Consider the following 13,699-nt stretch of genomic DNA (forward strand, 5'->3'; position numbering starts at 1 on the left):
GACAAAGGCGGATGCATTATCCGCCTTTGTCGTTTCTGGCTGTCGAGAAAGGGACTAGCGGGTCGAGCGCATGGCCCGCTCCAGATGCAGCGCCGTCTGCTCCGGGTTGGCCCTGGGGTCGTTGAAGAAGTTGCTCAGCACATCCATGATCGCCTGGCGCATGTTGGTCGGCGTCGCCATCCCTTCCGCCATGCTGGGCAGCAGGTTGCCCTCTCGCTCCGCCAGCAGGAAATCCTGGTAGGAGCGCAGGGCGCAGCGATCGAACTTACTCATGTCCGGTTTGGTGAGGGCGGGGATCGAGCCCTTCACCCGGTTGAACTCCTGCTGGAAGCGCGGCGTCATCAGCAACTGGGCCAGCTCGCCCTGCGCCTGCAACTGGGCGGGATCCCGCTGCTTGAACATGGCGATGGAGTCCAGGTTGTAGCTGAACAGCCCTTCACTGCCCGGGCTGGGCAGGCACTCTATGTCTTCACCCGGCCTGTAGTTGCTGACGCTCAGCTCCCCCTTCACCCAGTCCCCCATCAGCTGCATGGCGGCCTCGCCCGTCTCCAGCTGGTTGGTGGCCTGGTGCCACTTCAAGCCGATGAAGCTCTTGGGCACGTAGGCGCGCAACTGCTGGAAGCGGGTCAGCACCCGCACCATGTCGGGGCCGGTCAGGGTGGCGCCGTCCAGTTCGACGAAGGCCTTGCGATAGAAATCCTTGCCTCCTTCGCCGAGCGCCACCGTTTCGAACAACACCGCCAGCTGCCAGGGCTCGTTGCCGATGGCGAGCGGTGTGATGTTCTGTGCCTTGAGCCGTTCCGCCACGGCTACGAACTGGTTCCAGTCGGTGGGTGGGGTCAGCCCCAGCTTGTCGAACAGCTTGCGGTTGAGCCACAGCCAGTTGACGCGGTGGATGCCGGTGGGCACCGCCATCAAGGCGCCATTCTGGCTGAGGGTTTCCCGCACCATGGCGGGCAGCTGCGGGTACCAGCCCAGGTGTTCGGCCATGGGGGTGAGATCGCGCAGGAAGCCGAGCCCGGCCCACTCCCTCAGCTCATAGCCCTTGAGGTGCGCCGCCTCCGGCGGGTTGGCCGCCAGTGCCCGGCTTTTCAGCACCGTCATGGCGCTCTTGCCGCCGCCGCCCTGCACCGCGAAATCGTTCCACTGGTTGCCCTGCTCGGTCCACTCGGACTTGAGCACCTCCACCGCCTTGGCTTCACCGCCGGAGGTCCACCAGTGCAGCACCTCCACCTGGGAGGCGCCGACGGGCGAAGAGAGCAGGGCGATGACAGAAAAAGACAACCACTTCATAAGGTTACTGCCTTGGTAGGGAGAGGGTGGCCTGCAGGCCACCCTGCGGGCGATTTTCCAGCACCAGATCGCCGCCGTGGGCGTGGGCTATGTTGCGGGCTATGCCCAGGCCAAGGCCGGTTCCGGCCAGATCCGTGCTGAGCCGGTAGTAGGGCTCGAAAATGCGCTCGAACTGATCGTCCGGCAGGCCGGGGCCCTCATCCATGATAAAGAGGATCAGCATCTCCTCGTCGTCCATGATGATGATGCGCACCTTCTGGCCGTACTTGATACCGTTGTCCACCAGGTTGCCGATGCAGCGCTTGAGCGCCAGTGGCTTGCCACGGTAGAGCTGCTTGCAGTGGCCCTCTATGGTCAGCCGTTCGTCATGCAGGTTCATGGACTCGGCCATCTGCTCCAGCATGGCGTCTATGTCCAGCTGCTCTATGTTCTCGTGGATGTCGGTGTCTTTCACGGTCTGCAGCGCCCCTTTGACCATCAGCTCCAGCTCGTCCAGATCCTTGTTGAACTTGCCGATCTGCACCTCGTCGTCGAGCAGCTCAACTCGCAGCCGCAGCCGGGTGATGGGGGTCTTGAGATCGTGGGAGATTGAGCTGAACAGCCGCTCCCGATCATCGATATAGCGGCGGATGCGGTGCTGCATGATGTTGAAAGCGCGGGTGGCCGCCACGATTTCTGATGCCCCTTCCTCTTTGAGCGAAGGTTGGTCTATATCCTTGCCCAGGTTGACCGCCGCCTTGGCGAGCCGGCGCAGCGGGCGGGTCTGCCAGCGCACCAGCAGGAAGGTGAAGAAACAGAGGAAGACAGTCATCAGGGCGATGAAACGCACCTGGTTGCTCGGCATCACAGTATCGTCGAGCGTCATGTAGGGAGCGGGCAGCAGGGCCGCCAGATAGAGCCATTCACCCGGCTCTATCTCTATCTGGGTCACCAGCACGGGAGGATTGAGCGGCTCCAGCGACAGGGTATAGCGGGCCCAGGAGGAGGGCAGATCCGCCAGCAGGGTGTCGTTGTTGAAGACGTGTAGCTCTTCGGGCCGCGAGAAGTCCACCTTGATGGCCATGGCATCGGAGAGCTTGCGGGTCAGCACGCCCTGCACCTCTTTGAGCACCAGCGTCTTGCGCTCGCTCTCCGGGATGGCGCTGATGTGGATCTCTTCCTCGTTCAGCGAGACGAAGAAACGGCTGCCGCCCATGTTGCGCAGCTGGTCCAGCGCGATATGGCGGTACTGCAGCGGCAGCGATTTGAAGAAGTTGACGGTGGAGGCGGCCGACAGCGCCAGGTTGCGGGTGGTGCTGAGCATGCCTTCCAGCTCCCGCTTCTGGATCTGCTGCATCCAGATGCCGGTGAGTATGGTCTGGGAGAGCAGTATGGCGAGCAGCAACAGCAGCAGCATCCGCGACAACAGGGAGCGGGGGACCAGCGCCCGCCAGAACCACCTCGTTCTCATGGGATCTCGTGCCTTTGGTCGATCAGCATGCCATCGCTACCTTTTTACCCATCATGGGATCTCGTGTACCTCGGCAATCAGCATGTAGCCGCTGCCGCGAATGGTCTTGATGATCCGAGGGCTCTTGCCGTTGTCACCCAGCTTCTGGCGCAGACGGCTGATCTGTACGTCTATGCCGCGCTCCATCGGCAGGCTCTCGCGGCCGCGGGTCGCGTCCGAGATGGTGTCTCTGTCCAGCACCACGCCGGGTTGCTGCAGAAACATGCCGAGCAGCAGGGCATCGCTGCCGGAGAGATCCAGCAGGCTGCCATCCTCGTGGGTCAGCTGGTGACTCAGGGTGTCCAGGGTCCACTCGGCAAAACGCAGCCGGCGGCTCGGTTCCTTCTCTTTTTCCGGCTGGCGGAATTCGGCGCGGCGCAGCAGCGCCTTGATGCGGGCCTGCAGTTCGCGCGGGCTGAATGGCTTGGCGATGTAGTCGTCGGCGCCGAGTTCGAGGCCGATCACCCGGTCCGCTTCATCGGAGGCGGCGGTCAACATGATGATGGGCACCTGGGAGTCGCGACGGATCTGCTGGCAGAGGGTAAAACCGTCGTCGCCTGGCATCATGATATCGAGAATAATCAGGTCAGGGCTGTGCAGGGCGAGCTGCTGGCGCATCTCGTTTCCTTCCGCCGCCGTCAATACTTGGAAACCCGCCCTGGTCAGGTATTCATTGAGCAGCTCGCGGATCTCTTGGTCGTCGTCGACGATCAGCAGTTGTTTGCTCGTTGACATATGTATGTGCATCCACCCATTTTTTTGTGCAGATTGAACCTGTCGGGGGAGTAAAAAGCAAGCAAGCCCCCCATCTAATGTGAGGTTATGGGCAATATCCTCCCATATCGCGTCCTGTAAATAAAAAAGGCCGACCCAAACGGGGCGGCCAACACGCAGATTCCGACGACAGGCGATCACCCCGTGTGGCGATCTCCACAGACTCGATGACGGGCCGGCAAGGCCGACCCCAAAAGAGACAATCCTGGCTCGCCCTCGTTGTCGAAGGGAGGGCGAACCGTTGACATCACACCCGTTCGAACACGGTTGCTATGCCCTGGCCCAGACCTATGCACATGGTGGCAAGACCCAGGGTAGCGTCCTTCTCCTCCATCAGGTGGATCAGGGTGGTAGAGATGCGCGAGCCGGAGCAGCCCAGCGGGTGGCCCAGGGCGATGGCACCACCGTTCAGGTTGACCTTCTCTTCCGCTACGTCCAGCAGTCCCAGGTCCTTGACGCAGGGCAGGGACTGGGCGGCGAACGCCTCGTTCAGCTCGACCAGATCGATGTCGCCTATGGTCAGACCGGCACGCTTGAGCGCCTTCTGGGTAGCAGGCACAGGGCCATAGCCCATGATGGCGGCATCGCAACCGGCCACGGCCATGGAGCGCACCCTGACGCGCGGGGTCAACCCCAGCGCCTTGGCACGATCCGCGCTCATCACCAACATGGCGGAGGCGCCGTCGGACAGGGCCGAGGAGGTGCCGGCTGTGACTGTGCCGTTGACCGGGTCGAACACAGGGCGCAGCTGGCTCAGGGTTTCGACCGTGGTCTCCGGGCGGATCACCTCGTCGTAGTCGTAGAAGAAGCGGGCGCCGCTGGCGTCATGCCCTTCCAGCCCGACGATCTCTCTGGCGAAGCGCCCTTCCACGGTCGCGGCATAGGCGCGGCGGTGGGAGCGGGCGGCAAACTCGTCCTGCTGTTGGCGGCTGATGCCGTGCAGCTTGCCCAGCATCTCGGCGGTCAGCCCCATCATGCCGGAGGCCTTGGCCACCGACTTGGCCATACCGGGGTGGAAGTCGACGCCGTGGCTCATGGGCACATGGCCCATGTGCTCGACGCCGCCGATGATGAAGATGTCCCCATCACCTACCTGAATGGCACGGGAAGCATCATGCAGCGCCTGCATGGAGGAGCCACACAGCCGGTTGACGGTGACAGCACCTACCTGCTTGGGGATCCCCGCCAGCAGGGCCGCGTTGCGGGCTATGTTGAAGCCCTGCTCCAGGGTCTGCTGCACGCAGCCCCAGTAGATGTCCTCGATCTCGTTCGGATCGAGGTTGGGGTTGCGCAGCAGGATGGAGCTCATCAGGTGCGCGGACAGATCTTCTGCACGCACGTTGCGGAAGGCGCCGCCCTTGGACCGGCCCATGGGGGTCCGGATACAGTCGACAATGACTACGTCTTTCATGAATGGATCTCCTTTCCGCAATCAGTAGAAGGTTTTGCCCTGGGCGGCCATCTCACGCAGCTTGTCGCTGACGCGGTAGAGCGGGCCCAGATCGGCATACTGGTCGGCCATGGCCACGTAACGATCCAGACCAATGGTGTCCAGATAGCGGAACACGCCACCACGGAAGGGAGGGAAGCCCAGACCATAGACCAGCGCGATGTCGGCCTCGGCCGGCGTGGCGACTATGGCCTCTTCCAGACAGAGCACCACCTCGTTGATCATGGGGATCATCATGCGGGCTATGATGGCTTCCTTGTCGAAATCCTGTTTCGGCTTGGCAATGGGGGCCAGCAGCTCGTAAGCGGCCACATCGGCCACCTTCTTCGGCTTGCCCTTCTTGTCCTGCTCGTAGGCGTAGAAGCCCTTGCCATTCTTCTGACCGAAGCGGCTGGCGTCGTACATCACATCGATGGCGGTGCGGCCTTCCTTGCTCATGCGAGCCGGGAAGCCCTGCGCCATGACGTCACCGGCATGGTGACCTGTGTCGATGCCGACCACGTCCAGCAGGTAGGCGGGGCCCATGGGCCAGCCAAACTCCTTCTCCATCACCTTGTCGACGGCGGCAAAGTCGGCGCCATCGGCGACCAGCTTGTTGAAGCCGAAGAAGTAGGGGAAGAGTACCCGGTTGACGAAGAAGCCCGGGCAGTCGTTGACCACTACCGGCGACTTGCCCATGGCGGCGGCATAGGCCACCACGCGGTTGATGGTTTCATCGGAGGTCTGCTCGCCGCGGATGATCTCCACCAGTGGCATGCGGTGCACCGGGTTGAAGAAGTGCATGCCGCAGAAGTTCTGCGGACGCTTCAGCCCCTTGGCCAGCAGGGAGATGGGAATGGTGGAGGTGTTGCTGGCGAGCACGGCGTCGTCACCGATAATGCCTTCCACTTCGCCCAGCACGGCGGCCTTCACCTTGGGATTCTCGACCACGGCTTCGACCACCAGATCCACATGCTTGACGTTGTCATAGCTCAGGGTCGGGGTAATGGCGGAGAGCACCTGGCCCATCTTGATGCCATCGATGCGGCCCTTCTCGAGCTGGCCGTTGAGCAGCTTGGTGGCTTCACCCATGCCCAGCGCCAGCGCCTTCTCGTTGATGTCCTTCATCACCGCCGGAATGCCCTTGCTGGCAGACTGGTAGGCGATGCCGCCACCCATGATGCCGGCACCCAGCACGGCGGCGTGGCTTGTGGCCTTAGCAGCCTGCTTGGCGGCCTTCTTGGCCAGCGCCTTGATGTGCTGATCGTTGAGGAAGATGCCGACCAGCGCTTTGGCGACGTCGGTCTTGGCCAGTTTGATAAAGCCTTGTGCCTCGACCACCAAGGCCTCGTCACGGCTCATGCCAGCGGCGGCTTCGACGGTTTTCACCGCCGTCATAGGGGCCGGATAATGCTTGCCCGCCACGGCGGCAACCATGCCGGCGGCGGTGCTGAAGCTCATCATGGCTTCCAGCTTGGACAGACGCAGCGGGGCCTTCTTGGCGGCGCGGCGGCTCTGCCAGTTCAGCTTGCCCGCGATGGCGTCTTTCATCATCTGCACGGCGGCGCTGTGCAGTGCCTCGGGCGCGACCACGGCATCGACGGCACCCACCTTGAGGGCGTCATCGGCACGGTAATCCTTGCCTGTGGTGATCCACTCCAGCGCGTTGTCGGCACCGATCAGGCGCGGCAAACGAACCGTGCCGCCAAAGCCCGGCATGATGCCGAGTTTGGTCTCGGGCAGGCCAATCTTGGCGCTGGTGTCGGCCAGACGAAAATCGGTAGAGAGTATGGTCTCGCAGCCGCCGCCCAGAGCGTGGCCCTTGATGGCAGAGAGGGTCGGCACCGGCAGATCTTCGATGGCACTGAAGATGTCGTTGGCCTTTTTCAGCCAGCCGAGCAGATCTTCTTGCGGCAGATCGAACAGTTCCAGAAATTCGGTAATGTCGGCACCGACGATAAAGGCGTCTTTGCCGGAGGTGAGGATCAGACCTTTTAGTTCACGTTCTTGTTGTAATGCAGCGATCGCTTCGCTCAGTGAGAGCAGGGTAGCGCGATCCAGCTTGTTGACTGAACCCGGGGCATCAAACCTCAGTTCGGCAATGCCGTTTTCGAGGTAGCTGACCGACAGGGTTTCGCCTTGGTAGATCATGAGAGTGTCTCCTTGTTCCCACTCGGTGGGGGGTGTTGCTCCTTTATCCCCAGCAGGGGGCGAGGCTCACTATTGATCCAAAAGGAGACATTTTCAACACCTATTTAAAACATTCGTTTAACAGAACTCGAGTAAAAGCTCCTCATCACAAAACGGGTAAAAGAGAGGCGCCTTGCGGCGCCTCGGATGGATGTGAGTTTGTTATCAACTGGCCAGTTCCGGCCGGTTGCGATACTGGTTCAGCACCTCGGGATCGGCGAGGGCATGAGTATTGTTGACAGGTCTGTTGTGCACCACTTCCCGCACCGCCAGCTCCACTATCTTGCCGGACTTGGTGCGGGGAATCGCATCCACCTGCAGGATACGGGCGGGCACGTGGCGGGCGGTGCAGTGCTGCCTTACTTGCTGGCGAATACGCTCGCGCAGCGGCTCATCCAGCTTGAGGCCGGGCTTGAGCTTGACGAACAGCACCACCCGCTCGTCCTGCTGCCACTGCTGGCCGATGACTATGCTCTCTTCCACCTCGTCCAGCTGCTCCACGTAGCGGTATATCTCGCTGGTGCCGATGCGCACGCCCCCCGGATTGAGGGTGGCGTCGGAGCGGCCATAGAAGAGGATGCCGCCGGTGTCGGTCAGCTCGATCCAGTCGCCGTGGCACCAGATGTTGTCGAACCGTTCGAAGTAGGCGGCGTGGTATTTGTCGCCGCTGTCGTCCCCCCAGAAGGCGATGGGCTGGGCCGGGAAGGGCTTGGTGCAGACCAGTTCCCCCTTTTCCCCCTGCACCGGCTGGCCCGCCTCGTTGAACACCTGCACCGCGAGGCCGAGGCCGCGTCCCTGGCTCTCGCCGCGATAGACGGGGCTGATGGGATTGCCGATGACGAAGCAGGAGCAGATGTCGGTGCCGCCGGAGATGGAGCTGAGCTGCACATCCTGTTTGATCCCCTGATAGACATAGTCAAACCCCTCCGGCGACAGCACGGAGCCTGTGCTGCAGATAAGCCGCAGGGCCGGCAGCTGGTGGGTGGTGATCGGGGCATAGCCCTGCTTGTGCAGGGCATCCAGGTACTTGGCCGAGGTACCGAACAGGGTAACCTGCTCGTCGCGGGCGAGATCCCACAGCACCTTGCCATCCGGATAGAAGGGGGAGCCGTCATAGAGCACCAGAGTCGCGCCGGAAGCGAGCGCACTCACCAGCCAGTTCCACATCATCCAGCCGCAGGTGGTGAAGTAGAACACCCGCTCCCCTGGCTTGATGTCGCAGTGCAGCTGATGCTCCTTAAGATGTTGCAGCAGGGTGCCGCCTATGCCGTGGACGATACATTTTGGCTTGCCGGTGGTGCCGGACGAATAGAGGATGTAGAGCGGATCGTTGAAGCCCATGGGCTCGAAGCGAAGGACGGCGTCTGGCTGGCTGGCCAGCACTTGCTGCCAGTCGTGGCCCAGTTGCAGGGGATTGCCGAGCAGGGGGATCAGCACTGTCTGCTCTATGCTGTCGATCTGGCTGACCACGCCGGCCACCTTGGCCTGGATGTCGATGGCCTTGCCGTTGTAGCGATAGCCATCCACCGCAAACAGCACCCTGGGTCGGGTCTGGCCGAAGCGCTCCACCACGCTGGCCTCGCCAAAGTCGGGGCTGGTGGAGGTCCAGATAGCGCCCAGGCTGGTGGTTGCCAGCATGGCCACCACGGTTTCCGGGATATTGGGCAGGTAGGCGGCGACCACGTCGCCACTGCCGATGCCCTGGCTGCGCAGCCACTGGGCCAGCCTGGCCACCTGATCCGCCAGTTCACGCCAGCTCAGGGTGCGACTTGGGCTGCCTTCGATGCGGGAGATAATGGCCGGGCTCTCATCCTGACGGCGCAGCAGGTTTTCGGCAAAGTTGAGCCGGCTGTCGGGGAACCAGCGGGTGCGCTGCATATCCTGGCGGTTTTCTGCCACTATGTCCCCCAGCTCGCCCTTGACGCCGCAGTGTTGCCACACCAGCGGCCAGAAGCGGGTGGTCTTTTCCACCGACCACTGGTAGAGCTGGGCATAGTTGTGCAGCTGCAGGCCATGGAAGCGGTTGACCTCGGCCATAAACTGCTGGAGGTTGGATTGTTGAATCCGCTCCTGATCCGGTTGCCACAGGCAAAGGTTGTGCATGAGTAGTCCCTGACTGCATGTATCTACCGGCAGTGTATTGAATTGTTTTTTATTTGTTAATGGTTGGTTTTTGTTTCATAACAAAAGCCTTGTAACGTATGCGTTACCTCACGAAGCGATAGCTTGACGGTTCGAGCCTTGATTCGCTTGATGTTATGCTGAAATCACATTTCTCCCGGAGCAGGACGCCATGAGCAGCTACAGCCAACTTTTTGCCCAGCACCTCGATACCTTGCAGCATCGCACCCGCGACATACTGCAACAGCAGGGGCTCAGCGGCCTGGCCATCCACTCCGGCCAGACCCACCGCATCTTCCTCGACGACCAGGATTACCCCTTCAAGGTGAATCCGCACTTCAAGGCCTGGTTGCCGGTGCTGGACAACCCCCACTGCTGGTTGCTGGTGGATGGCGTGAACAAGCCGGTGTTGCTGTTCTACCGGCCGGTGGATTTCTGGCACAAGGTGGCAGAGCTGCCCAATGCCTTCTGGGTCGACTTCTTCGATATCCGCTTCCTGACGAGGCCGGAGCAGGTCGCCGATCACCTGCCCGCCGGCAAGCAGGAGTGGGCCTATCTGGGCGGCCACCTCGAGGTCGCCGAGTTGCTGGGGCTGGGTCAGCCCAATCCGGAGGCCGTGCTCAACTATCTGCACTATCACCGCGCCTACAAGACGCCGTATGAGCTGGAGTGCCTGCGCGAAGCGAACCGCATCGGCGTGCGCGGCCATGTCGCGGCCAAGGACTCCTTCATGGCGGGGGCAAGCGAGTTCGAAATCAATCTGGCCTACATGAAGGCGGTCGGGCAGGGGGCCAATGAGGCACCGTACGGCAATATCGTCGCCATCAACCGCAATGCGGCCATCCTCCACTACACCCATCTCTCCGCCCTGCGGGTGCCGGATGCAGAGCGCCACTCCTTCCTCATCGATGCCGGGGTGGATTTTCACGGTTATGCCTCCGATATCACCCGTACCTGGGCCTGGCGCCGTGGCGAGTTTGCCGATCTGATCGCGGCGCTGGATGCGCAGCAGCAGGAGATCATCGAGGAGATCAAACCGGGTCGCCGTTACAACGAGCTGCATCTGCAGATGCATCACAGGTTGGCGCGCTTGCTGCAAGCGGTCGAACTGGTGGACATGTCGGTGGACGAGATGATCCACACAGGGGTGACCAACGTCTTCTTCCCCCATGGTCTCGGTCATTTCCTGGGCCTGCAGGTGCACGATGCGGGCGGCTTCATGCAGGACGAGCGCGGCACTCACCTGGCTGCTCCCGAACAGTTCCCCTATTTGCGCTGTACCCGGGTGATGGAGGTGGGCCAGGTGTTCACCATAGAGCCGGGCCTCTACTTCATCGACAGCCTGCTGGAACCGCTGCGTCAGGGTGAGCAGGGCAAGCGGGTCAACTGGAACAAGGTGGAGGCGCTGCGGCCTTTCGGTGGCATCCGCATCGAGGACAACATAGTGTTGCACGCCAATGGGGTGGAGAACCTGACCAGACAAGCGGGACTCTGATGACGGCAGACTATGCCATTCCGGCCGCGCCGCTGGCGGTGAGTGAAGAGATCAAGAAGAGCCGCTTCATCACCCTGATCGCACACACGCCGACGGTCGAGGCCGCCAAGGCGTGGGTCAACGAGATAAGGCAGCAACACCCCGGGGCCCGGCATCACTGCTGGGCCTTTGTCGCCGGTGCACCACAAGACAGCCAGGTTTACGGTTTCAGCGACGATGGTGAGCCATCGGGGACGGCCGGCAAGCCCATGCTGGCCCAGCTGATGGGCTCCGGACTCGGTGAGGTGGCTGCCGTGGTGGTGCGCTACTACGGCGGCGTGCTGTTGGGCACAGGTGGTCTGGTCAAGGCCTATGGGGGTGGCGTGGGCGCCGCGCTCAAGCGACTCGAAACCCGGGTCAAGCGCCAGCAGACGCCCTCTCTCATCCAGTGTGACTATGCCGACATGGGGGTGGTGGAGGCGCTGCTCGGCAGCCATCACGGCCAGTTGCTGGAGGCCGACTATGGCTCCCGCGTTACCCTGCGGGTTGCGTGGGGATCCGCTGTTTGGGCCCAGGTCGATCGAGAATTGACCGACCGAACCCATGGACGGGTATCCCTTCGCTCCTTAGATGGCTAGAATCCATCGCTCTTTTAGCCTGAAAAGGGAGCCGGAATGCAGATTCTGAGCATTATTCGTATCGTTGGCCTGCTGGTCGCGCTATTCAGTTCGACCATGCTGCTGCCCGCGATGGTTGCTTTTGGGTACCGTGATGGTGGCGGTACCGAGTTTGTAAATGCCTTCTTCATCGCCCTGCTGCTCGGTGCTCTGCTCTGGTTCCCCAATCGCCATCATAAGAAAGACCTCAGATCCAAGGAGGGCTTTCTTATCGTCGTGCTGTTCTGGGTCGTGCTGGGCAGCGTGGGGGCCTTGCCGTTCCTGTTGGGAGAGGTGCCCGGCATGACGGTCTCCGAAGCCTTCTTCGAATCCTTCTCAGGCTTGACGACCACGGGGGCAACCGTGCTGACCGGATTGGACAATCTGCCCAAGGCCTTCCTCTTCTATCGCCAGTTGCTGCAGTGGCTCGGGGGCATGGGGATCATCGTACTGGCGGTGGCCATACTGCCGCTGCTCGGTATCGGGGGCATGCAGCTCTACCGCGCCGAGATCCCCGGACCGGTCAAGGACAACAAGGTGACGCCGCGCATCGCCGAGACGGCCAAGGCGCTCTGGTTCATCTACTTGTTGCTGACCATGCTCTGTGCTCTGGCGTACTGGCTGGCCGGCATGACGCTGTTCGACGCCATCTGCCACTCCTTCTCCACCCTGTCGGTGGGGGGCTTTTCGACTCACGATGCCAGTATCGGTTTCTTCAACAGCCCGGCCATCAACCTGATCACTGTGCTGTTCCTGCTGCTGGCCAGCGTCAACTTCGCTCTGCACTTTATGGTGTTTGCCCACAAACCGGTCCGCTTGAGCAGTTATCTGCGCGACCCCGAATTGAAGGTGTTTCTGGCAATCCAGGCGACCTTGGTGCTGATTTGCTTCGTCGCCTTGCTGACCCACGGCCACTACGCCACCTGGCAGGAGGCGCTCAACCACGGTCTGTTCCAGGCGGTGTCCCTCGGTACGACTACTGGGTATAGCACGACCAGCTATGCCGACTGGCCCTCTTTCCTGCCCATGCTGCTCATGTTCTCCGCCTTTATTGGTTGTTGTGCTGGTAGCACCGGGGGCGGTATCAAGGTCATGCGCTTCATGATCTTGTTCCTGCAGGGGATGCGCGAGCTCAAGCGACTGGTACACCCACGCGCCATCTATACCCTCAAGCTGGGACGCCGTGCGGTACCCGAGCGGATCGTCGAGGCGGTGTGGGGCTACTTCGCCACCTACATCATCCTGTTCTTCATCTTTATGCTGCTGTTGCTGATGACAGGGTTGAACGAGGTGACCGCATTCACGGCTGTGGCGGCCGCCTTCACCAACGTGGGGCCCGGGCTGGGCGAGGTCTCCAGCAACTTTGGCAATATATCGGCGACGGCCCAGTGGATCCTGGTGGTCGCCATGCTGTTTGGTCGATTGGAAATTTTCACGCTTCTGGTACTGTTTACCCCCGCATTCTGGCGTAGTTGAGGTAGGTATGGACAAGATTTTGGTGCTTTATTCTTCTCGGGATGGGCAAACACGGAAAATCGTGGATGCCATGCTGGAGGAAATACCAGGCTGCGAGGTGGTGATGCATGACCTGCACACTCTGCCCATGTGCAACCTCAGCAAGTTCAAGAAGGTATTGATCGGTGCCTCGATTCGTTACGGCAACTTCCATCCCAGCCTGCTCAGCTTTATCCATGCGCACCATGAACAGCTGGAGGTGGCCAATGCAGCCTTCTTCTGCGTCAACCTGACCGCGCGCAAGCCGGAGAAGCAGACGCCGCAGACTAATGCCTATATGAAGAAGTTCCTGCGTCTCTCCCCCTGGAAGCCGAGAACCCTGGGGGTGTTTGCTGGCGCACTGCAGTACTCCCGCTACAACTGGTGGCAGACCCGCATCATTCAGCTGATCATGAAGATCACCGGTGGCAGTACGGATACCAGCAAGGACCTGGAGTTCACCGATTGGGAAAAGGTGCGCAGTTTTGCCCGTGAATTCTGGTCAAAAAGATAGCAACTCCGCGCCATTGCTGGCTTGAGCCTCGCGGATGCGAGACTTTTTGTTTGATAAATAGGCATTCGAACCATTAAACGGTAAAAAGTGTCATTTTTCGCAGATTTCCTCTTGTCATCCCGGCGCGGCTCCCTATAATGCGCCCCTACCAGCACGGCGGAACACGCCAACCTGATGAGCCAGCTTCCTTGTGAAGCAGGCGCCGAAAGAAAAGCGAAAACAATCGCTTGACTTTCGAAGTGAGGAGCGTAATATGCGCATCCTC

At 61.2% G+C, this 13,699-nt stretch carries 10 protein-coding genes; 4 read left to right on the forward strand and 6 right to left on the reverse strand.

All coding sequences use genetic code 11. The features are described 5' to 3' along the window. Positions 1-54 precede the first annotated feature (54 nt). The 6 genes from BN1128_RS07745 to BN1128_RS07770 all read right to left on the reverse strand — a co-directional run bounded on the left by BN1128_RS07745 (position 55) and on the right by BN1128_RS07770 (position 9,278). Positions 55-1,293, reverse strand: a complete 1,239-nt coding sequence (locus BN1128_RS07745; protein ID WP_042867407.1) for an ABC transporter substrate-binding protein — start codon at positions 1,291-1,293, stop codon at positions 55-57. A gap of 4 nt (positions 1,294-1,297) precedes the next feature. Then, positions 1,298-2,743 carry an ATP-binding protein gene (locus BN1128_RS07750; RefSeq protein WP_042867408.1) on the reverse strand — a complete coding sequence of 482 codons (1,446 nt, stop codon included), beginning with the start codon at positions 2,741-2,743 and terminating at the stop codon, positions 1,298-1,300. 51 nt (positions 2,744-2,794) lie between these two features. Then, on the reverse strand, positions 2,795-3,517 hold the full coding sequence (locus BN1128_RS07755; protein ID WP_042867409.1) for a response regulator: 723 nt from the start codon (positions 3,515-3,517) through the stop codon (positions 2,795-2,797). A gap of 286 nt (positions 3,518-3,803) precedes the next feature. Further along, the gene (gene fadA / locus BN1128_RS07760; protein ID WP_042867410.1) at positions 3,804-4,967 is read right to left on the reverse strand and encodes an acetyl-CoA C-acyltransferase FadA; all 1,164 of its coding nucleotides are present in this window, start codon (positions 4,965-4,967) and stop codon (positions 3,804-3,806) included. A gap of 21 nt (positions 4,968-4,988) precedes the next feature. Next, on the reverse strand, positions 4,989-7,136 hold the full coding sequence (gene fadB / locus BN1128_RS07765; RefSeq protein WP_042867411.1) for a fatty acid oxidation complex subunit alpha FadB: 2,148 nt from the start codon (positions 7,134-7,136) through the stop codon (positions 4,989-4,991). A gap of 204 nt (positions 7,137-7,340) precedes the next feature. Continuing rightward, positions 7,341-9,278 carry an acetoacetate--CoA ligase gene (locus tag BN1128_RS07770; RefSeq protein ID WP_042867412.1) on the reverse strand — a complete coding sequence of 646 codons (1,938 nt, stop codon included), beginning with the start codon at positions 9,276-9,278 and terminating at the stop codon, positions 7,341-7,343. Between the two features lie 190 nt (positions 9,279-9,468). On the opposite strand from BN1128_RS07770, the gene pepQ reads away from it, so the two are divergent. From pepQ to hemG, 4 genes are read left to right on the forward strand one after another with little or no spacing between them, the layout of a single operon-like run. After that, complete coding sequence (pepQ, locus tag BN1128_RS07775; protein ID WP_042867413.1) at positions 9,469-10,791, forward strand: Xaa-Pro dipeptidase; 1,323 nt, start codon at positions 9,469-9,471, stop codon at positions 10,789-10,791. Further along, positions 10,791-11,408 carry an IMPACT family protein gene (locus BN1128_RS07780; RefSeq protein ID WP_042867414.1) on the forward strand — a complete coding sequence of 206 codons (618 nt, stop codon included), beginning with the start codon at positions 10,791-10,793 and terminating at the stop codon, positions 11,406-11,408. The genes pepQ and BN1128_RS07780 overlap by 1 nt, the downstream gene beginning before the upstream one ends. Before the next feature lie 36 nt (positions 11,409-11,444). Then, the gene (locus BN1128_RS07785; protein WP_042867415.1) at positions 11,445-12,902 is read left to right on the forward strand and encodes a TrkH family potassium uptake protein; all 1,458 of its coding nucleotides are present in this window, start codon (positions 11,445-11,447) and stop codon (positions 12,900-12,902) included. A 7-nt stretch (positions 12,903-12,909) separates the two neighbouring features. Beyond that, positions 12,910-13,434 (forward strand): menaquinone-dependent protoporphyrinogen IX dehydrogenase, encoded by a 525-nt coding sequence (gene hemG / locus BN1128_RS07790; protein ID WP_042867416.1) that lies wholly within the window; start codon positions 12,910-12,912, stop codon positions 13,432-13,434. The last annotated feature ends 265 nt before the right edge of the window (positions 13,435-13,699 follow it).

This window comes from Aeromonas piscicola, from assembly GCF_000820005.1.
Classification (GTDB): Bacteria; Pseudomonadota; Gammaproteobacteria; order Enterobacterales; family Aeromonadaceae; genus Aeromonas; species Aeromonas piscicola.